General features: G+C 34.1%; 20 protein-coding genes. 1 reads left to right on the forward strand and 19 read right to left on the reverse strand.

Annotated features, from left to right (window positions below):
• Positions 1-16 precede the first annotated feature (16 nt).
• Both rpoZ and gmk read right to left on the reverse strand, forming a co-directional pair.
• Positions 17-217, reverse strand: a complete 201-nt coding sequence (rpoZ, locus tag LQ617_RS03330) for a DNA-directed RNA polymerase subunit omega (protein ID WP_016911048.1) — start codon at positions 215-217, stop codon at positions 17-19.
• Positions 217-840, reverse strand: coding sequence for a guanylate kinase (gene gmk, locus LQ617_RS03335; protein WP_025904573.1), 624 nt, complete (start codon positions 838-840; stop codon positions 217-219). Before gmk ends, rpoZ begins: the two co-directional genes overlap by 1 nt.
• Positions 841-1,013: 173 nt before the next feature.
• Between gmk and LQ617_RS03340 the strand changes: the two genes are divergently transcribed.
• Entirely contained in the window at positions 1,014-2,705 is a 1,692-nt protein-coding gene (locus LQ617_RS03340; protein WP_239739551.1) for an Rqc2 family fibronectin-binding protein, read from the forward strand.
• Positions 2,706-2,787: 82 nt separating this feature from the next.
• Here the strand turns inward: LQ617_RS03340 and LQ617_RS03345 are convergent, their stop codons facing one another.
• From LQ617_RS03345 to ileS, 17 genes are all read right to left on the reverse strand, one after another.
• The gene (locus tag LQ617_RS03345) at positions 2,788-3,198 is read right to left on the reverse strand and encodes a VOC family protein (protein WP_048542477.1); all 411 of its coding nucleotides are present in this window, start codon (positions 3,196-3,198) and stop codon (positions 2,788-2,790) included.
• Positions 3,199-3,442: 244 nt separating this feature from the next.
• Entirely contained in the window at positions 3,443-4,975 is a 1,533-nt protein-coding gene (locus tag LQ617_RS03350) for an SLC13 family permease (protein WP_239739781.1), read from the reverse strand.
• A gap of 212 nt (positions 4,976-5,187) precedes the next feature.
• Complete coding sequence (locus LQ617_RS03355) at positions 5,188-5,451, reverse strand: hypothetical protein (protein WP_025904577.1); 264 nt, start codon at positions 5,449-5,451, stop codon at positions 5,188-5,190.
• 25 nt (positions 5,452-5,476) lie between these two features.
• Positions 5,477-6,085, reverse strand: a complete 609-nt coding sequence (gene pyrE, locus LQ617_RS03360) for an orotate phosphoribosyltransferase (protein ID WP_239739558.1) — start codon at positions 6,083-6,085, stop codon at positions 5,477-5,479.
• Between the two features lie 5 nt (positions 6,086-6,090).
• Positions 6,091-6,783: an orotidine-5'-phosphate decarboxylase gene (gene pyrF / locus LQ617_RS03365; protein WP_126476906.1), complete on the reverse strand. Its 693-nt coding sequence runs from the start codon at positions 6,781-6,783 to the stop codon at positions 6,091-6,093.
• 1 nt (position 6,784) lies between these two features.
• On the reverse strand, positions 6,785-7,711 hold the full coding sequence (locus LQ617_RS03370; RefSeq protein WP_159315135.1) for a dihydroorotate dehydrogenase: 927 nt from the start codon (positions 7,709-7,711) through the stop codon (positions 6,785-6,787).
• Positions 7,708-8,466, reverse strand: coding sequence for a dihydroorotate dehydrogenase electron transfer subunit (locus LQ617_RS03375; protein WP_239739559.1), 759 nt, complete (start codon positions 8,464-8,466; stop codon positions 7,708-7,710). The genes LQ617_RS03370 and LQ617_RS03375 overlap by 4 nt, the downstream gene beginning before the upstream one ends.
• Positions 8,467-8,479: 13 nt before the next feature.
• Entirely contained in the window at positions 8,480-11,653 is a 3,174-nt protein-coding gene (gene carB, locus LQ617_RS03380) for a carbamoyl-phosphate synthase large subunit (protein WP_239739561.1), read from the reverse strand.
• A complete protein-coding gene (locus LQ617_RS03385) occupies positions 11,646-12,746 on the reverse strand; it encodes a carbamoyl phosphate synthase small subunit (protein ID WP_025904583.1) in 1,101 nt (366 codons plus the stop codon). Before LQ617_RS03385 ends, carB begins: the two co-directional genes overlap by 8 nt.
• Position 12,747: 1 nt before the next feature.
• Positions 12,748-14,022, reverse strand: coding sequence for a dihydroorotase (locus LQ617_RS03390; RefSeq protein ID WP_206167155.1), 1,275 nt, complete (start codon positions 14,020-14,022; stop codon positions 12,748-12,750).
• Entirely contained in the window at positions 14,010-14,912 is a 903-nt protein-coding gene (locus LQ617_RS03395) for an aspartate carbamoyltransferase catalytic subunit (protein WP_204168251.1), read from the reverse strand. The genes LQ617_RS03390 and LQ617_RS03395 overlap by 13 nt, the downstream gene beginning before the upstream one ends.
• A gap of 19 nt (positions 14,913-14,931) precedes the next feature.
• The gene (locus LQ617_RS03400) at positions 14,932-16,233 is read right to left on the reverse strand and encodes a solute carrier family 23 protein (protein ID WP_206167156.1); all 1,302 of its coding nucleotides are present in this window, start codon (positions 16,231-16,233) and stop codon (positions 14,932-14,934) included.
• A gap of 145 nt (positions 16,234-16,378) precedes the next feature.
• Positions 16,379-16,906, reverse strand: a complete 528-nt coding sequence (gene pyrR, locus LQ617_RS03405; RefSeq protein WP_025904587.1) for a bifunctional pyr operon transcriptional regulator/uracil phosphoribosyltransferase PyrR — start codon at positions 16,904-16,906, stop codon at positions 16,379-16,381.
• 215 nt (positions 16,907-17,121) lie between these two features.
• Positions 17,122-18,045 carry an RluA family pseudouridine synthase gene (locus tag LQ617_RS03410; protein ID WP_239739562.1) on the reverse strand — a complete coding sequence of 308 codons (924 nt, stop codon included), beginning with the start codon at positions 18,043-18,045 and terminating at the stop codon, positions 17,122-17,124.
• Positions 18,042-18,521: a signal peptidase II gene (gene lspA, locus LQ617_RS03415; RefSeq protein ID WP_037587555.1), complete on the reverse strand. Its 480-nt coding sequence runs from the start codon at positions 18,519-18,521 to the stop codon at positions 18,042-18,044. Before lspA ends, LQ617_RS03410 begins: the two co-directional genes overlap by 4 nt.
• A gap of 187 nt (positions 18,522-18,708) precedes the next feature.
• Positions 18,709-19,632 (reverse strand): hypothetical protein, encoded by a 924-nt coding sequence (locus tag LQ617_RS03420; protein ID WP_239739563.1) that lies wholly within the window; start codon positions 19,630-19,632, stop codon positions 18,709-18,711.
• A 288-nt stretch (positions 19,633-19,920) separates the two neighbouring features.
• Positions 19,921-22,671 (reverse strand): isoleucine--tRNA ligase, encoded by a 2,751-nt coding sequence (ileS, locus tag LQ617_RS03425; protein ID WP_107577722.1) that lies wholly within the window; start codon positions 22,669-22,671, stop codon positions 19,921-19,923.
• Positions 22,672-22,684: the final 13 nt, after the last annotated feature.

Genomic DNA, 22,684 nt, shown 5'->3' on the forward strand with positions numbered 1-22,684 from the left:
TCGTTAATTCAAATGATTAGTCTTCTAATTTAGCATATACTTTATGAGCTGCTATTTCTTCTAGTGCTTGACCTACATTTTTTAGTGAACGATATTCATCTAATAATAAACTGTCAGGGTGTTCTTGTAGTTCACGTGCTCTCTTAGCTGCAGTTGTTACAACTAAATATTTAGAATTGATGCTGTCTTTTAATTCGTTTTGTGGTGGGTATAACATTATTTTTTTGCCTCCAATATCATTTTTCTGTAACGTGCTTCAACACGTTCTCTTTTTAAGTGTTCAGCTTCTACGATGGCTTGAATACGCTCTTTCGCTAATTCAACTTCATCGTTTACAACAACATAATCGTAAAGGTTCATCATTTCAACTTCTTTACGCGCTTCAAGAATTCGGTTCTGGATGATTTCATCTGATTCAGTTCCGCGACCGACAAGTCTTTCTTTCAAATGTTCAAGACTCGGTGGTGCTAAGAAAATAAATAATGCTTCAGGGAATTTCTTTCTAACCTGTTTCGCACCTTCTACTTCTATTTCTAAAAATACATCATAACCGTTATCCATCGTATCTCTTACGTATTGTACTGGCGTACCATAGTAATTACCAACATACTCAGCATACTCTATAAATTGGTCATCAGCAATTAAAGCTTCAAATTCTTCTCTTGATTTAAAGAAATAATCTACGCCATCCGTTTCGCCTTCACGCATGTTTCGAGTAGTCATAGAGATAGAATATTTAAAATCCGTACTCGGATCATCAAATATTGATTTACGTACTGTTCCTTTACCAACTCCAGATGGGCCAGAGAGCACTATCAGTAACCCTTTTTCTATGTTCATGTCAAACGACCTTTCCTAATGAATACTAACGATTTATTATCATTTTGTTTTTTTATATCTTACCATATTTCAATTCTATATGGCTAGAGACGTTTAAAGATTAAACAGAATTATACTCATTTAATCCCTTACATGTTACAATAAATTGACTTTTGATAAAGGTGTGAATGCAAATGGCTTTTGATGGCTTATTTACTAGAAAGATTGTTGAAGATATACAATCGCTCGTAACTGGGCGAATTCATAAAATTACTGAACCTAGTAATGACACAATTATATTAACAATTCGAAGTGAACGAAAAAATAAACAATTACTATTATCAACACATGCAAATTTCAGTCGTTTTCACTTAACTGCTGAAAAATTTGATAATCCTTTCGATCCACCAATGTTTCTTAGAGTACTGCGTAAACATTTAGATGGGGGCATTATTCAAAGTATTACTCAAATTGGTAATGACAGACTAGTAGAGATCGATGTTCATTCTAGAGATGAAATTGGTGATTTAAGAAAACGAACAATCGTATTAGAAATTATGGGTAGACATAGTAATATCATTTTAATTGATGGCGACCGTAAAATTATCGACGGCTTTAAACATCATACGCCTAATACTAATACTGCTCGTACAATTATGCCAGGTTTCAAATATGAATATCCACCTACTGTTAAGAAATTAAATCCTTTCGAAGTGGATGATATTAATAAATATATTGATTTTAATTCGGGTAAAATTGACCGACAGCTCCTTCAACAATTTGAAGGTTTTAGTCCGCTTATAACAAAAGAGATTACATCTAGACGACCATTTATGAACCAAGAAACATTAGTGGAAGCTTTTAATGAAGTAATGGATGAAGTTCAGCAATCACCTAATCCTGTTATTTACAGTGATGATTCGACTGGGAAAGAAATTTTCTACTTTATGCCGTTACATTCTTATGGAAATGACTATATGTCTTTTGATACTTTACACGAATGTTTAGATAGATTTTATGAATCACGTGGTGAAAGAGAGCGCGTTAAACAGCGTGCATTAGATTTAGTTAAAATTGTCGACCAACATCTTCAAAAAAATCGCCATAAACTAGAGAAATTAATTAATGAGCGAGAAGCGGCTCGTAACAAAGATGAGCAACAATTATTTGGAGAATTAATAACGGCGAATATGTATCAAATTAAACAAGGTGACAAATCGTTAGAAACTATTAATTATTATAACAATGAACCTGTTACAATACCTTTAAATCCAACAAAATCACCTTCAATGAATGCACAATATTATTACAAACAATATAACAGGCTTAAGACACGTGAAATAGAATTGGATAAACAAATCAAATTGACACAATCTAATATCTTATATTTTGAATCATTAGAACAACAACTTGCCCATATTTCTGTTGATGATATTGATGACATTAGAGAAGAATTAGAAGATCAAGGTTTTGTGAAGAAACGTAAAAATAAGAAAAAGAAAAATTCTAACAAAATTACGTTAACGACATTTATTTCTACAGATGGTCAAACGATTTTATTAGGTAAAAATAATAAACAAAACGATTACTTAACGCATCGTGTCGCAAGAAAAAATCAATTATGGTTCCATACGAAAGATATTCCAGGTTCACATGTTGTCATACAAGAAGATGAACCAACGCAAAAAACAATCGAAGAAGCTGCAATGATTGCTGGGTATTATTCTAAAGCAAGTCAATCAGGTCAGATCCCAGTTGACTACACTGCAATAAAGAATGTCCACAAACCGAGTGGTGCTAAGCCAGGTTTTGTCACTTACGACAGTCAAACAACACTTTATGTCACGACTGATTATGACGATATTAAAAAATTACTTAAAAAATAACAAAAACTTTCATAACTTGACTAGCCAGAAATCATTTTCAAAGGCTTATCAGTTATGAAAGTTTTTCTTTTATATATTGCATTTATGACTGTTGTTCAGGTAAAGCAAGTTGGAAGTTCACGCCAAATTTATCTTGAACCCATGCAAACTCTCTAAATGTTGGTGGTAATTCTGTTTTCGGCATGAGAATCGCGCCACCCGATTTAAGTTTAGAATATAGATGTTCCATTTCCATTGCAGATTCACACGTTACATATAATGACATTGCAGGATTCATCTCAATTTCAACACCATTCGTTTGATCGATTCCCATAAATATTTGTCCATTTATTTTAAATATAGAATGTTGAACAGTCCCAGGTTCTCCAGGTCCTTCTTCACCATACTTAACCATTGTTAAAATTTCACTATCTTTAAAAATAGACGTATAAAAATTAATCGCTTCTTCAGCTTCACCGTTAAACATTAAAAATGTCGTAATTTTTGGTATCATTGAATAAACACTCCATCAACAGATTTTAATCATTTTTTAAATCGTATATAATTTAGTATAATCTTATTAAGCGTTAAAGACAAAGGAGAGATTTTATGTCACTTTCATTATTGTTACCGATCGTCATTATGTTAGCCATTATCATTGTCGGATATATATTTATTAAACTATTTATGGATTAAAATACAACATAAAGCAATGCTTGGATCAACATCCAAGCATTGCTTTTTTAATTTTATTTCAATTATTTAGTTGCTACTAAATCTATGCCAAATAACCATGGAACCATGAACCATACAAATCCGACGATAATCACACAGCTGATTAAGTTTAACCAAAATCCGGCTGTCGCCATTTCTCGAATGGTTACTTTGTCTGTACCAAACACAATCGCATTTGGTGGTGTTCCGACTGGTAACATAAATGCACAGTTTGCAGCCATTGCTGCTGGAATCATTAATGCTAGTGGATGTACATGAATACCAACTGCTATTGTAGCTAAAATTGGTAAGATCATTGTAGCTGTTGCAGTATTAGATGTAATTTCAGTTAAGAATAATACGAACAGCGTAACAATTCCTATAATTAAGATGATATTGACGCCATCTAATCCTGAAATTTGTTTACCCATCCATTTATCTAATCCACTTTCTGTAATGGCAGAAGCTACTGCTAAACCACCACCAAATAGCAATAAAATGCCCCACGGTAAATCTTTAGCAATTGACCAATCAAGAATTCTTGCAAATTTACGTCTTGCTGGAATTAAGAACAGAATAACTGCTACGAACATTGAAATTGTGCCATCTTTAACTAATTCTGTAAAAGGTAATTGTGCTAATAAGAATTCTCTAGATACCCATAAAAATGCAGCTAAACAGAATAATGTGAATACAACTTTTTCTTCATAAGTCGTCTTACCTAAAGCATCTAATTCTCTCGTAATGATTGCTTTTCCACCTGGTAATTCTTTCATATCATGTTTAAATATTACGAAATTTAAATATGCCCAAGTTATTGCGAGTAAGATAATGACCGTTGGCACACCCATAACCATCCATTGACCGAATCCAATTTCTTCTCCAAAAATCTTTTCGTATTGACCTTTCAAAATAATTAATGGAGGTGTCCCTATTAAAGTTCCCAATCCTCCGATTGTACCTGCATAACCGATACCAAGTACGAGTGATTTTTCAAATTGTGATAAATTGTGGTGCCCATCACCTTCTGCTGTTAATTCATTTGCTTCTTTAATAATTGCCATACCGATTGGAATCATGATCATTACGGCTGCTGTGTTTGAAACAAACATCGATAAAGCACCCGTTGCAATCATAAATCCTAATAAAATTCTACCTGTACTCGTACCAATACTTTTAATAATGACGAGTGCAATTCTTGTATGTAAATTCCATCTTTCCATTGCAACTGCAATAATGAAACCACCTAAGAATAGGAATACAATATCATCTCCGTATGCACTTGAAACTGTCGCGCTATCCATAATTCCGCCTAACGGGAAAAGGAATAAAGGCATTAAACTTGTTGCTGGAATTGGTATAGCTTCAGTAATCCACCATACGGCAATCCATAAAGTAGCAGCCATAACGTAGACACCATTTTGACTCAGTCCATCTGCTTTGAAAAATAATAACACAACTAAAAATAGTAATGGACCTAATATTAATCCGATAAGTTGTGCGGTATTGTAAGCTTTCAATTCAGGATCTGGTTTATTTTGATTTTTTAATGCATCCGTTGAAAAGAACTTTAACATTTCTTTCGTACGTCCACTTTCTTTCCAAAGTTGATTCGTAAACTTATTATCACGTTTATTCATACATTTCGCCCCCTTTAAAAGTGTATACGTTTACATTTTAACAAACGTCATTCTTAATTCATACAATTTTCTGAATATTCATGCTTAAAAAATAAAAACTACTAAAAAATTGTTACCAATTTTTTTAGTAGTTTTTTCTTAATGTCTTATTAATCATCAAAGAATCCTTTTGCTTCTAATTCTTTTTTGATACTTTTAAATATGTTTTTGTCGCCTAAATCATATCTTCTCTGTCTATTCACGTTTGTGTTATTCGAATAACCTGTACGTTCGTACATATTTTCGTCTCTTACTTCATAATGATTAAAGTCAGGTTTCGCATTAGAATCTTTTTTAAGAAAATCATTAATATGTCCCCATTTTTTTATCTGCTCTTGTTCTTCTGCAGCAGATAATTTATGTTGGCTTTCCATAAAGACCCCCCTTATCTTGACTTTATTATAAAGTATCTTTCCAAGCTTTTAAAGTTTTTATATCTTTATTTTCGATATAACCTTCTTTTTCAGCTACTGAAATCAGTTCATCATAATTAGACAAAGTATAGAACGGAACATCGATTGCTTTGAAAGCTTCTTCTGCTTTGTTAATACCATATGTAAAGATTGCAAATACCCCTAATACTTCCGCGCCATCATCAATTAAAGCTTCAACAGCATTAATTGATGAACCACCTGTTGAAATTAAATCTTCAATTACAACTACTTTTTTCCCTTTGCTTAAAGCACCTTCGATTTGATTCCCTTTACCATGACCTTTGCTTTTAGATCTCACATAGCTCATCGGTAATTTTAGTTGATCCGCAACAAATGCTGCATGCGGAATACCTGCTGTTGCCGTACCAGAAATAATTTCAGCGTCTTGAGCGTGTTCTTTGATCAATTCAATTAAACCTTGATAAATATTTTCTCTAATTTCAGGATATGCTAATGTCACTCTATTATCACAATAAATCGGTGATTTAATGCCTGAACTCCATGTATATGGATCGTCAGGTGAAAGTGTTACAGCTTTAATTTCTAATAATGATTGTGCGATATTTTGAGTCATATGAATTATCCTTCCCATCTTTGTAATATTTCGTGATATCTTGCTACTGGATCTTCATGTTGCGTAATTGAACGACCCACTACTATATGTGTTGAGCCTAATTTTTTAGCATCTTCTGGCGTTGTCACACGTTGTTGATCATGTGTCTTATCAGATTCTAAGCGTATACCTGGTGTCACTTTCAAGAATGTTTCACCGATATGGTCTTGAATTAAAGTAGATTCTAATGGTGAACAAACGACACCATCAAGTCCTGCTTCATGTGCCATTTTTGCATAGTGCACGACTGATTCATTGATCGATGATTGAATATTTTGTTCATCTTTCATTTGTTGTTCTGTAGTAGAAGTTAACTGAGTTACAGCTATTAACTTAGCATTAGGATTTGTCTCACGTAAGCCTTCAAGTCCAGCAGCCATCATGTTTTTACCACCTGCTGCATGCACATTGATTAAGTCGATATTGAGTTTACCTAATCCTTTTAATGCGCCTTTAACCGTGTTTGGAATGTCATGTAACTTTAAATCTAAAAAGATATCATGACCTCTTTCTTTAATTCGGTTGATCGTTTCAGGACCATTTTGCAAATAAAGTTCCATACCTACTTTTACAAATAGGGGTTCATTAAATAAATCTAAAAATTGATCAACTTCCTCTAGAGTTGCAAAGTCTAATGCAATTATTGGTGTATTCTTCATGTTATTTGACAACTCCTTGTTGGTTATAAGTTCTACCTTTAAGTTCTGTAATATGTTCAACGCCTAATTTATCGAGTAATGTAGGTAATTCATCAATAATATCTTTACAAACTGTTGGATTTTCAAAGTTTGCTGTTCCAACTGCTACTGCATCAGCACCAACTGAAATGAAATCAATGACATCTTGAGCCGTTCTCACGCCACCCATTGCGATAATTGGAATATCAACATGTTGACTGACTTCATATACCATTCTTAATGCAACTGGCTTGATTGCTGGTCCGCTCAGTCCACCTATAACATTGCTTATGATTGGTTTTCCAGTCTTCGCATCAATTCTTAATCCTACTAAAGTGTTAATCATCGTAATACCGTCTGCGTATTCTGCAATAGCTTTCGCCATTTCTACAATGTTCGTCACATTAGGTGATAACTTTACATACACTGGCACTTCTGAAACAGCTTTTACTTTTCTCGTCAGTTCTTTAGCCACTTCAGGTACAGTACCGAATTGAATCCCACCTTCTTTAACATTTGGACAAGAAATATTCAATTCTAGTGCATGAACATTTGATGCTTGTGAAATATGTTTTGCGACGTAAACATATTCTTCTTCAGTCGAACCTGCAACATTAGCAATAATGGGTACATCATATTGTTCAAGGTATTTCAATTCATGTTCCATAATATGGTGAACACCTGGATTTTGAAGACCAATCGCATTAATCATACCGCTTGCCGTTTCAGCGACACGTGGTGCTTCATTACCGTATCTTGCAAATTGAGTTGCTGCTTTAATCATGATTGCGCCAAGTTCTGATAAATCATAAAACTGACTGAATTCTTTTCCGAAAGCAAAGCATCCACTTGCTGGCATGATTGGATTTTTCAAATTTAATCCTGGTAACGATACATTTAATCGACTCATATGATGACAGCTCCTTTTTCAAATACGGGACCATCTGTACAAACTTTGACATAACCCGCTTCATTATCCGTATGGCATACACATGCATAGCAAGCACCGATGCCACAACCCATACGTTCTTCGAGTGAAATATAACCTTTCACATCACTTAATTGAAGTGTTAAAGCTTTCAACATTGCTTTTGGTCCACAGCTGTAAAAAATATCGAAGGGTGTGTCTAAATTTTCAATAACAGTTGTAACAAATCCTTTAGTACCAAGCGTTCCATCTGCAGTTGCAACATACGTATCACCTAGCGCACTAAATTCATCTATATAAAATGCATCTTTAGCACTTTGAAAACCTAATACGTGAATTGTCTTTATACCTCTAGCATTGAGTTGTTTAGACAATTCGTACATAGGTGGCACGCCAATACCACCTCCAACTAATAAGGCAGTATTTTGCGCTTCATCAACTGGGAATCCGTTCCCTAAAGGTGCAATTACATCTATTCGATCACCTTGTTTTAGTTGTGAAATCAATTCTGTACCGTGTCCTTCTCTTCTAAAAAGCATTGTAAATGTGTCTTCTTCACGGTTCACTTCACAAATTGAAATTGGTCTTCTCAACATATGTTCAGTTCCTGTACCAGCTTTAATATGAACAAACTGTCCAGGTTTTTTCATATTTTTCGTAAGATTCCCACGTACTTTTAATTCAAAAATTGCGTCTGCTATTTGATTATTTGATACAACTGTCATTATCTCGGACATTATAATCCCCCCACTACATTTGTTCAGTTCTAAATGTCATACTTTCCACTACATCTGCTAAAGCATTTGCCGTATCAAGTGATGTTAAACATGGTATACCATTTTCTACAGATTCACGTCTAATTTGGAATCCATCTCTTTCATATACTTTACCTTTTGTCATTGTGTTGACCACAAGTTGTACTTCACCTTTTTGTATTACTGATAGAAGATCATGTTCGCCGCCTATTTTACCAACCGTATACACTGGGATGTCATGTTCGTTAAAGTATTGTGCCGTACCTTCTGTTGCAAAAATTCTATAACCAATCTCATGAAATCTCTTAGCGTTTGTTAATGCTTCAGCTTTATCTTTATCACTTACAGTGAATAATGCTGTACCTTGATCTTGTACTTTTAAACCACTTGCTGTTAATCCTTTATACAATGCTTTTTCTAAAGTACTATCTTTACCCATTACTTCACCTGTCGATTTCATTTCAGGTCCTAATGTGATATCAACATTTTTAAGTTTATTAAAGCTGAATACTGGTGCTTTAACATATACACCTTCTTTATATGGCGCTAAACCACTTTCATATCCTTGTTCTTTCAAAGTGATGCCTGCAATTGCTTTAGTAGCAATCTTCGCCATTGGAATTTCAGTAATTTTACTTAAGAATGGTACAGTACGACTTGCTCTTGGGTTAACTTCAAGTACAAATACTTCTCCTTTAGAAAGCACAAACTGAATATTGATAAGTCCTACTATGTTTAAGCCTTTTGCCAATTTCGTTGTGTAATCAACAAGTAAATTAATTTCTTCATCCGATAATGTTTGAGGTGGATAAACCGCAATTGAATCACCTGAATGAACACCCGCTCTTTCAATGTGTTCCATAATACCTGGGATAACAACAGTTTCGCCATCTGAAATTGCGTCTACTTCAATTTCTTTACCTGTTAAATAACGGTCAATCAGTACTGGATGCTCTGGGCTTGCTTTAACTGCTTGTTCCATATAATTTCTCAATTCAGGTTCAGCATATACAATTTCCATCGCTCTTCCACCTAGTACATATGAAGGTCTTACAACAACCGGATAACCAATTTCATTTGCGTTATCTATCGCTTCTTGAACTGAAGTGGCTGTTTTTCCTAATGGTTGTGGTACATCAATTTTTTGTAATAAAGCTTCAAATTCTTTTCTGTCTTCAGCTCTGTTAAGATCTTCAAGCGTCGTACCTAATATTTGAATGCCTTTTTGTGAAATTTTATCTGCTAAATTGATTGCTGTTTGTCCACCAAATTGAACGACTACGCCTTTAGGTTGTTCGTGATTAATGATACTCATCACATCTTCTTCAGTCAGTGGCTCAAAGTATAACTTGTCAGATATTGAGAAGTCTGTTGAAACTGTTTCAGGGTTGTTGTTAATAATAATTGCTTCATAACCCGCTTCTTGAATAGCCCATACAGCATGTACAGTAGCATAATCAAATTCCACACCTTGTCCAATTCTGATTGGACCTGATCCGAGTACGATGATTTTTTCTTTTTCAGTGACTATAGATTCATTTTCTTCTTCATAAGTACCATAGAAATATGGAGTTTCTGATTCGAATTCTGCAGCACATGTATCTACTGTTTTGTAAACTGGGTTAATACCATGTTCTTGTCTTAAATCATATATGTCTCGTTCTGATTGTTCCCATCTATGCGCAATGACTTTATCACTAAAGCCGTATTGTTTCGCCCATAATAATGCGCCTAAATCGCCTTTTTTCTCTTTTAAATCGTGCTCAATATCGATGATGTGTTTGAATTTATTCAAGAAGAAGTAATCAATTTGTGTTAATTCATGTATTCTCTCAAGTGATGTACCACGTCTAATAGCTTCACCAATAAAGAATAATCTTTCATCATCTTGTGCTTTAATTCTCTCTTCAATGAAATCTAATTCAAATTCATCGCCATTTGGTAAACCTAAATGATGAACACCATATTCTAACGAACGAATCGCTTTTAATAATGATTCTTCATACGTTCTACCAATTGCCATGACTTCCCCAGTTGCTTTCATTTGTGTTCCTAGATGACGTTCGCCTTTTTCGAATTTATCAAAAGGAAATCTCGGTATTTTAGAAACAACATAGTCTAGTGCTGGTTCAAATGCTGCATAAGATGTGCCAGTTACAGGGTTTAACATTTCATCTAAAGTCATACCGATTGCTATTTTGGCAGCTAACTTCGCAATTGGATAACCCGTTGCTTTGGAAGCTAATGCTGACGATCTTGATACACGTGGATTAACTTCTATTATGTAGTAATCTAGTGATTTTGGATCAAGTGCTAATTGTACGTTACATCCGCCTTCAATTTTTAATGCACGAATAATTTTTAGAGATACATCTCTTAACATTTGATATTCAACATCTGATAATGTTTGACTTGGTGCAACAACAATCGAGTCACCTGTATGAATACCAACTGGATCTATGTTCTCCATGTTACATACTACGATGGCATTATCATTTTTATCTCTCATCACTTCGTATTCTATTTCTTTATATCCAGCGATAGATTTTTCTAATAAACATTGTGTAACCGGGCTGTATTTCAAGCCATTTTGAACAACTTCTATTAGTTCTTTTTCATCGTGACAAATTCCGCCACCAGTACCACCCATTGTAAACGCAGGTCGCACGATTAGCGGGTAGCCAATTTCGTTCGCAAAATTTAAAGCACCTTCAATATCATTCACGATATCACTTTCAGGTACTGGTTCATTTAATTCATTCATAAGTGTACGGAATAAATCTCTATCTTCAGCTTGTTCGATTGAAGATAGTTGTGTACCTAATAAACGTACGTTATTTTCTTCTAATACACCATTTTCGTGTAATTCAATTGCCATGTTCAAACCAGTTTGTCCACCTAAAGTTGGTAACAATGCGTCTGGTTGTTCTTTACGAATAATGCGACTCACAAAGTCTAAAGTTAAAGGTTCAATATATACTGTATCTGCTATTTCAGTGTCCGTCATAATTGTTGCTGGATTAGAGTTTACAAGTATTACGCGGTAACCTTCTTCTTTTAGTGCTAAGCATGCTTGAGTGCCTGCATAATCAAATTCTGCAGCTTGACCTATAATGATTGGGCCAGAACCAATTACTAAGATGGATTTTATATCAGTTTGTTTAGGCATTGATTGTACGCTCCTTCGCTTTATGTAATTTAATCATTTCAATAAATTCATCGAATAAATAGTTTGAGTCGTGCGGTCCAGGTGATGCTTCTGGATGATATTGTACTGAAAATGCTGGATATTTTTTATGTCTTAATCCTTCAATTGATTTATCATTTAATGCGATATGCGTCACTTCTAAATCAGTTTGTGCAATAGACGCTTCATCAATTGCATAACCATGGTTTTGACTTGTTAAATCTACTTTTCCAGTTTGTAGATTTTGTACTGGATGATTGGCACCTCTATGACCAAATTTCATCTTATAAGACGTTGCACCTTGAGATAATGCAAACAATTGATGTCCTAAACAAATGCCGAAGAATGGTATTTTGCCGACTAATTGTTTAATTGTTTGAATGGTTTCTTGTACACTTTCAGGATTCCCTGGTCCATTTGAAACCATTATGCCATCTGGGGAGATATTCAGTATTTCTTCATATGATGTTTGATATGGTACGACTGTTACATCACAGCCTCTTCTATTAAGTTCTCTCACGATATTTTCTTTTTTACCGTAATCAATTAATACAACTTTATAGCCATCACCTGTTGAAATATATGGTCTAACTGATGAAACTTGTTCAACTTCGTCCGTTCTTAACGATTCAGTATTTAAGCGCTGAACAAGACTTTCTATTTCATCAGCATTATCAGTAAATCCAGCTTTAAGGACACCGAATTTTCTAATTTTACGTGTTAAACTTCTTGTATCAACACCTGAAATACCTGGTATATGATAGAATTTTAACGTTTCATCTAAAGACTTACTTGATCTAAAGTTACTTGGGTAATCACACGCTTCTCTCACAACAACACCATTTAAAGTAGGTGTTAATGATTCAAAGTCATCTCTGTTTATCCCGTAGTTACCAATGAGTGGGTAAGTAAATGTAATAATTTGTCCAGTATATGATGGATCGGAAATTGTTTCTTGATAACCTGTCATTGCTGTATTAAAAACAATTTCTCCAACTGTTAAATCATCTGAACCTAATGCATAACCTTTATATGTTGTACCATCTTCTAATACTAAGTATCTTTTATTTTTCATCTTATACTTCCTCCTTGAAGACGATTTCTCCATCACAAATTGTTAAAATTGGATATCCTGAAACGACTTCTCCTATAAATGGTGTATTTGTACTCTTAGAAGCAAATTCTTCTGCTCGTATCGGTCTTTCTGTTTCCAAGTCTATGATAGTTAAGTCAGCGTAGCTTCCTTCTTCTAATCGACCATAAGGTAAGTTAAATGTTTCACTTGGTTTCGTTGTTAAAAATGCAACAAGTTGTTCTAATGTGAATTTACCTGTTTTCACAAAGTGTGTGTATAATAATTGGAATGCTGTTTCACTGCCTACAATTCCGAAAGGTGCATCAACCATTGACACTTCTTTTTCTTCTTTAGAATGTGGTGCATGATCTGTTGCGATACAGTCAATTGTTCCATCTAATAATCCTTCGATTAAAGCATCTCTATCTTCTTTCGCTCTTAAAGGTGGATTCATTTTGTAAATCGCATCGTCACCTGGTACGTCATCTTCTGTAAGTAATAAGTGATGAGGTGTAACTTCTGCAGTTACTTTAATACCTGCTTTTTTAGCATCTCTTATGACACGTACACTTTCTTTAGTAGACACGTGACACACATGGTAATGACAATTTGCTGCTTCAGCTAACAACACGTCTCTAGCAATTTGTACCGCTTCACAAATTGAAGGAATACCTGGAATGCCAAGTTCTTCACTTCGTTTACCTTCATGCATTGCACCACCATAAATTAATGAATTATCTTCGCAGTGTGCTACGATTGCTTTATCGATTTTAGCCGCTTCTTGCATCGCTTCATACATCATTGAAGCTGTTTGTACACCTACACCATCATCAGTAAATTGGAACATGCCTCTATCTTTTAATGCTTTGAAATCAACATGTTCTTTACCAGCTTGTCTTACTGTAATGGATGCATAAGGTAACACTCTTACCACTGCATGCTCATCAATGATTTTGTGAAGACGATCTAAATGTTCAACTGAATCTGGGACAGGCTTTGTATTAGGCATTGGACATACTGTTGTAAATCCGCCTCTTGCTGCTGCTTTTGTACCTGTTTCAATTGTTTCTTTATGTTCGCCACCAGGTTCTCTTAAATGTACATGTACATCAACAAATCCTGCTGAAATAAAATGTCCTTTCGCATCAATAACTTCTTGATTCTCTACTTCAATATAATCATCTATTTTTTTAATTTTGCCATCTTCAATTTCAATTTCCTTGTTAACTAATTGACCTTCTAATAAGATTTTTCCATTTTTGATTATAAGTGACATTTTACTTTTTCCTCCTTGTGATTAAGTACATCATGTATACATGCCATTCTAATAAACACGCCGTTCTCCATTTGTTTAAAAATTCTTGATTTCGAACTTTCTACAAGTGAAGTATCTATTTCAACACCTCGGTTGACTGGTGCTGGATGCATGACGATTGCATTGTCATGAAGTTTGTTATATCTATCTATCGTCAGTCCGTATGCATTGTGATAGTCTTCTTTACTAAACGTCGTACCTGAATCATGTCTTTCATTTTGTACTCTTAGCAACATACAAACGTCTACTTCTTCTATCACATCATCAATTTCTACATATGGTACATCTGAAAAGTTACATTTCCATTGTTCAGGTGCTGAGAACATCACTTCCGCACCAAGTTTCGTTAAAGCATCTGCATTACTTCTTGCTACTCTTGAATTTTTTATATCACCTGAGATTAAAATTTTTAATCCTTTGAAGTAACCGTATTCCTCATATATTGTCATAATATCTAGAAGACTTTGTGTCGGGTGGTGGCCACTTCCATCTCCACCATTTAATACTGGAATATTAAGCCCTTGTAATGTGTCATAATATGCATTTTCACTATGTCTAATGACTAATGCGTCTACACCAATCGATTCTAAAGTTTTGCAAGTATCATATAAAGATTCACCTTTTTGAACAGATGAAGTACTTATTTCAAAAGGAATGACTTCCAAACCTAATTTTCTTTCAGCCATTTCAAAACTACATTTTGTTCGTGTTGAATTTTCAAAGAATAAGTTTGCGACCGTCATGCCTTTACCAAAAGTTTCTGCACCATTTTCTTTAATGTCTTGTGCTTTCGTTATAATTTTCATGATGTCGTCTTTAGTTAAATCAGTCATTGTTAATAAATTTTTCATATGACACGCCTCCTGAGAATTATTTTATTTTCTTTGGCAATATAAGATTGAGCAAGATACCTACTGTTGCTGCTAAAGCCATACCTTCAATGTTTAAATGTATGCCAATACCTGTGAAGTCTAAATGTGCTTTACCGATTCCCAATACGAGAATGACAGAAGCAATGATCAAGTTACGGTTGTCACCGAAGTCGATATTGTTCTCCACCAACATTCTCAAACCACTTGAAGCAATGATTCCGAATAATAGTATGGAAACACCACCCATAACTGGTGTTGGTATTGTTGAAATCATCGCTGTGAATTTACCAACAAATCCTAAGATTAGTGCAAGTACTGCTGCACCACCGATTACCCATATACTATAAATTCTTGTAATGGCAAGTACGCCAATGTTTTCACCGTATGTCGTACTTGGTGGCCCACCAATAATTGAAGCCATCATCGTTGATACCCCGTCACCGATTAATGAGCGGTGTAAACCTGGATCTTTGAAGAAGTTCTTACCGACAATTTTATTGATGACGATTTGATGACCGATATGCTCACTAACCGTTACAAAAACGATTGGCAGCATGATTAAGATAAGTCCCCATTGTAGCGATGGTGTGTAATCATGAAACGGTAAGTAAATATCAGGCATTTGAATCCATTTTGCTTTTGAAATCGGCGCTAAGTCCACAATTCCAAATAATAATGAAGATATATATCCAACAATAATTCCGATAAGTACTGGAATGATTGATAAGAATCCTTTGAAAAATACTGAAACGATAATTGTTGTAATTAATGTGATGAGTGCGACTGTAATGTAAATGCCACTATAGCCTTTCATTGCATTTGAATCTGTGTACATCGCCATGTTAACGGCTACCGGTGCTAATCCAAGTCCGATAACCATGATAACCGGTCCTACTACAACTGGTGGTAACAGATTAAGCAACCAATTCGTGCCTGTAATCTTTATGATCAAACCGATAATGACGTAAAGGACACCACTCATAAATAATGCGACAAGCATTTCACCAAGGTCATGTGTCTTGAGTCCGACAATAATCGGTGTTATGAATGCAAAGCTCGAACCGAGATAAGCTGGTATCTTTCCTTTCGTTATCAGTATATAAAGTAGCGTTCCTAAGCCTGATGCAATGAGTGCTGCTGAAACAGGTAAACCTGTTAGAAATGGTACAAGTACCGTTGCTCCGAACATTGCAAATAAATGCTGTGAGCTTAAGAAGAACCATTGTGATGCTTTAGGTTTATCATTAACATCTAGTATGGGTTCTACTGTTCGTTTAAACATTTCTTCATTATGTGACATTTCCATTCTCCTATTCAAAAAAAGATCCCTTCACAAGATATGCAAAGGGATCTATGTATACAGTGATACCTATAAAGGTATAGTTATCTCCTGTAACCATATAAGCTCCTTTGCCAGTCTCTCGTACTGATTTAAAAGGATTTATTTAATTTAATTTTACTGCTGTTTGTTGGTCGAACTCTTCTAGTTCAACGACAACTGATTCATTAGATGATGTTGGAACGTTCTTACCTACATAATCTGCTCTAATCGGAAGCTCTCTATGACCTCTATCGACTAAAGTTGCTAAACTTATTTTTCGTGGTCTTGCGTGATCTAATATAGCATCTAATGAAGCTCTAACAGTTCTACCTGTATAAAGGACATCATCTACAATAATGACATGCTTATCGTTAATATCTACATCGATATTAAATGATTTCACTTTAATCGTACCTTGCTGATTCTGAACGTCGTCACGATAATGTGTCACATCAATTTCTCCAGTTGGTACTTGAACTTGTTCGATGTCTTGGATTTTCTGCTCAATTCTGTTCGCAAGAAATACACCTCTTGTCTTTACGCCTAACAAGACAATATCTTTAGTACCTTTGTTCTTTTCAAGTATTTCATGTGACATTCTTGTTAATGCTCTGTTTACAGCAGCAGCATCCATGATTAACCTCTCAGCCATATTCAATCTCCTTCCACAAAAAAATACTCACGTCTTTAGAAGACATGAGTATACACTAGTACCATACAAAGATGGTCTACACGCTCATATTATGTCTTCTCAGCCTCTCTGGACTGTCTGTTAAAGACGCTTTAATTGTTAAAACAATAATATCGTTTTTTTCATATGATGTCAAAGTTTAAATAAAATTAAATAAGTATTATTACACGTTGTACTTATTTTTTATCTTCGTGATTTCTTAATTTCTCTAATAATGTTTCAAAATATTCTGGTAGTGGTGCTTCTTTTTCAATATATACACCAGTAACTGGATGTTCAAATCCTAATAATCCAGCATGTAAAGCTTGTCCACCAATGTTCAATGTCTTCTTCGGTCCATATTTAGGATCGCCTACTAAAGGAAAACCAATATGTTTCATATGCACTCTGATTTGGTGCGTACGACCCGTTTCTAATTGACATTTAACCAATGTATATTTTTCGAACTTTTCAATTACATTAAAGTGCGTCACAGCTTCTTTACCATCATCCACAATCGCCATTTCTTGACGTTCTTTAGGATTTCTACCGATTGGTGCTTCAATTGTTCCAAATTCGTGAGGTATATTACCATGTACAAGTGCTGTATATTCTCTTGTCACAGTTTTATCAACTAACTGTTCAACTAATCCTCTATGTGCAATATCGTTCTTAGCAATCATCAATAAACCTGATGTATCTTTATCGATACGATGCACAATACCGGGTCTAATTTCACCGTTAATACCAGATAAATCTTTAATCACATACATTAATCCGTTTACTAATGTACCTGTATAATGGCCAGGTGCTGGATGCACAACCATACCTTTAGGTTTATAAACGACCGCAACATCTTTGTCTTCATAATAAACCTCAATACCTAAATCTTCTGCGACAATATCGACTTCTTCGATTACTTTCTCTGTCACAACAATCACATCATTAAGCTTCGTCTTATAATTTGCTTTAATGACTTTACCATTTACTTCAACTAAACCTAATTTAATCCAATCTTGAATTTGATTTCTTGACCAATCTGGATTCAAATCAGGTAATAATTTATCAATTCTTACACCAATTTCATTTTCTGTCTCTATCTTAAATTCAAATGTATTCAAGCTTTTTCCTCCTTGCCCTCAAATAAAATCACAATTATCAATACAATGACACCTATCGTTAAAGCAGCATCTGCTACATTAAATATCGGGAAATTATAGCTGAAAATATATGTATCAACAAAATCAACAACTTCTCCTCTAAACAAACGATCTATAAAGTTACCAATTGACCCTGCAATTAATAAACTTAGTCCAAGTTGAACATCAGGTCGTCCATATCCTTCGTTCTTAAAGAACATAAATAAAATAACGAGCACGACAATTGTTACGATATAAAATAACCACATTTTCCCTTGTAAAATCCCCCAAGCAGCACCTTGGTTTCTATGAGATGTAATATATAAAAAATTACTGATAACCTTTATAGACTCACCCACTTCTAAAGATTTAACAATTAAAAATTTAGTAAGTTGATCAAGCGCGATTAATATAATAATAAAAGTACTCCAAATTGGTACATTGTAACCTTTACGCATCTACTTTCCACTCCAATCTTGATTATTTTACCACATAACACGACCTAATTGTTAATATGATCTTTTAAATTACACATCTAATTCAAACACCACATCACATATATTTTCTCGCATAAATAAGAAACTAATAAACAAAACAAAAAGAGATCAAGCAACCACAATTGCTTAATCTCTTTCATTCATTAAATTACACTTCATACTTACGCGACAATCTATAAATACCAAGAACAATAAAAGCAGATAAAATAACTAAACCATTACGTAACCACGTACTATCACTTTCACCCGTCTTAGGTAATTCTTTTTGTTGTTTATCTGATTTATTATCTGCAGTCTTAGCTTTATTGTCAGTAGCCTTTACATCTTTATTATTATCTTCTTTTTGACCATCAACCTTTTTAGAAGTATCTGAAGATTGAGGCTCAGACTTTTGATTATCAGCTACAGCTTTATTATTTGAAACGACCTTATTTTGATCAGCAGTATCTTTCTTATCAACTACATTACTATGAGTATCAAAATTTTTATCAACTTTAGCCGGTTGTTCTACTTTAGCAGGAACATCTTGTTTTGGTTGTTCTGTCATAGACTGATTGTCAGTAGTGTTTTTATTAGGTACTGTTTGATCATTTTTAGGTTCATCTTTTTTGTCATTATTCTTATCATTTACATTATTTTGATTATCTATTTTATCATCAACTTTTGTGTTATCTGAAGTATTATCATATTTAGGTACAAATATTTCCCCATCTAATGGTCTAGGATGTTCTCCAACGAATAAATCAGCAGTTCGACCTTTTGATGCATAAAAATCATAGTACGCCCATTGATCCCATATGTGTTTATACTTTGGTGTGAGTTCATCAGTATCTACACCATTTTTCTTCACATAAAGGTCGACTGGCATACCTACAACATCCCAATGGTCTCCGTTAGGGTCAGGTATTGTCATTGAACCATCTAAATTAATAATTACTCCAGAATTTCCTCCATTATGAAACACATATTTAACAGGTTTATCTTGTTTCACTTCTTCTGCATTAACTTTACCTATTAAAGGTGTAGTTAGTGTTGTACATAACAATGTTGATAAAAGTATTTTCATTAACATAAACTTCTCCCCTTTTTGAATACAAATATAGTATTTTAAATTTTAACCTTCATATAACTTTCTTATATTTCGGTTTATATTTTTATCGCCTATACTTTATCTTTATTGAAGAAATTTATACCTCAGATTAATTAAGGATATTATACAATGTAAATTTTTACCATTCAATATATTTTTTTACATTTATCATATTTAATTATGCCTCATATAAAAATTGTTAGACATACTTTTTTACATAAAAAAACTCACGAGATTTCTATCTCGTGAGTTCGTTTATGATTGATTATTTTATACTAAAGTTTTAACAACTGTTTGACAGCGTGGGCATAGGTTATCTAATTCGCCTACTGAGCCTAGTTCGTCTGAATAGTTCCAACAGCGTTGACATTTTTCTCCGTCAGCGTGTTTCACTTTAACTTTCACATATTCATATTCTTCGCCGTCTGTTAATTCATCAACGACATCTACTTTAGATACAATGAATAGTTGTTGTAAGTCTTGGAATTGACTTAAGAATTCAACTGTATCAAAGTCTTCTGAGTTTGATAATGTGATGTGTGCTTCTAATGATTTACCGATTACTTTTTCATTACGTGCAACTTCTAATGCTCTGTTAACATCGTCTCTTAATTTCATCAGTTTAGACCATTTTTCCACTAATTCTGTATCAACTTCATGTGGGTCTGGCATATTTGTTAAATGAACACTTTCTTCTTCAACATGTGGAATATGTCCCCAAATTTCATCAGCTGTATGTGGAATGATTGGTGCTAAGATTTTAGTTAATTTAACTAATGTTTCATAAAGCACTGTTTGCATACTACGACGTTTTAATGAATCTACTTGTTCGATATATAGGATATCTTTACCGTAGTCTAAGTAGAAGTTACTTAATTCTACGTTAATGAAGTTTTGAATATCTTGATAAATATCTAGATAGTCGAATGCTTCATAGTGAGATAATGTACGGCCAATAAATTGATTTAATCTATTGTGCATATATTGATCGATTTCAAGCATATCTTCGTATTTCACACTATCTGTTGCTGGATTGAAATCATTCACATTACCTAATAAGAAACGGAATGTATTTCTAATTTTACGATATACATCTGAAGTTTGTTTTAAGATATCGTTTGAGATACGTACGTCTGCTAAGTAGTCTACACTACTTACCCATAATCTTGCGATATCTGCCCCCATTTGTTTCACAATTTTATCAGGAACGATAACGTTACCTAATGATTTACTCATTTTCTTACCTTCTCCGTCCATTACGAAACCGTGAGAAAGTAACATTTTGTATGGTGAGATACCTTTAGTTGCTACTGATGTAGTGATTGAAGAGTTAAACCAACCTCTGTATTGGTCACTACCTTCTAAATAAATATCAGCTGGGTATGATAATTCTGGACGTGTTTCTAACACACCTCTATGAGTTGAACCTGAATCGAACCATACGTCCATAATATCTGTTTCTTTAGTGAATTCACCATTTGGGCTACCTTCATGCGTAAAGCCTTCTGGTAATAAGTCTTTCGCTTCTCTTTCAAACCAAATATTTGAACCGTGTTGTTCGAATAGATTGGCAACATGATTAATTGTTTCTTCAGTCATGATAATATCGCCATTTTCAGCGTAGAAGACTGGTAGAGGTACACCCCATACTCTTTGACGAGAGATAACCCATTCTCCTCTATCTCTGATCATATTGTAAAGACGTGTTTTACCCCAATCGATTTTAAACTTCGTATCATCAATTGCATCTAAAATATCTTGTCTTACTTTACTGATTGATGCGAACCATTGTTCAGTAGCTCTGAAAATAACTGGTTTTTTAGTTCTCCAGTCATGTGGATATGAGTGTTTGAAGAATGTAAGTTTTAATAATGCGCCAACTTCGTCTAATTTTTCTGTGATATTTTTATTAGCTTTATCATAGAATAGACCTTCAAATTCTCCTGCTTCTTCAGTGAATACACCTTTATCATTAATTGGACTAAGTACACCTAGATCATATTTTTGACCAACGATATAGTCATCTTCACCGTGACCTGGTGCTGTATGAACACAACCTGTACCTGCATCAGTTGTAACGTGGTCACCTAAAATTAATAATGAAGTACGATCGATAAATGGATGTTGTGCTGTTGCATATTCTAATTCAGCTCCACTGAATTCTTTATCAATTGTAATTGTTTCTTTATTCCAGTCTAATGCTTCACAAACTGAATCAAGAAGTGCTTGGGCAACAACGTATTTTTTGCCTTCTACATTTACTTGTACGTAGTTCAATTTAGGATTTACAGCAATTGCTAAGTTTGATGGAATTGTCCATGGAGTTGTTGTCCAAATAATAAATGCTGCATCTTCATCTACAACACCTTTACCATCTACTACATTAAATGCTACATAGATTGAAGGTGATTTTTTATCTTGGTATTCAATTTCAGCTTCAGCTAATGACGATTCACTTGAAGGAGACCAGTAAACTGGTTTTTTACCTTTATAGATTAAACCTTTAGCAGCCATTTCACCGAATACTCTAATTTGTGCCGCTTCAAACTCAGGTTTTAACGTAATATATGGATTATCCCAATCACCGTTTACACCTAAACGTCTGAAATCAGCTTTTTGTAATTCAATTTGTTCTAATGCAAATTCTTTACATTTTTCTCTGAATTCAGCAACTGACATTTCTTTTCTTTTAACACCTTTGTTTGTTAAAGCTTGCTCGATTGGTAAACCATGTGTATCCCAACCTGGCACGTAAGGTGCATAATATCCAGACATTGCTTTTTGTCTAACGATGATATCTTTTAAAATTTTATTTAAAGCGTGACCCATGTGTAAATTACCATTAGCATATGGAGGACCATCATGAAGAATAAATGGTGTATTACCTTTATTTTTTTCTAAAATTTTATTGTATAAATCTTTCTCTTTCCACTCTTCTTGAATTTGTGGTTCTTTATTTGGTAAACCACCTCTCATTGGAAAACTTGTTTTAGGCATAAGTAACGTATCTTTGTAATCCATAAGTCTTAATCTC

It is taken from the genome of Mammaliicoccus sp. P-M59, assembly GCF_022386135.1.
GTDB lineage: Bacteria > Bacillota > Bacilli > Staphylococcales > Staphylococcaceae > Mammaliicoccus > Mammaliicoccus sciuri_A.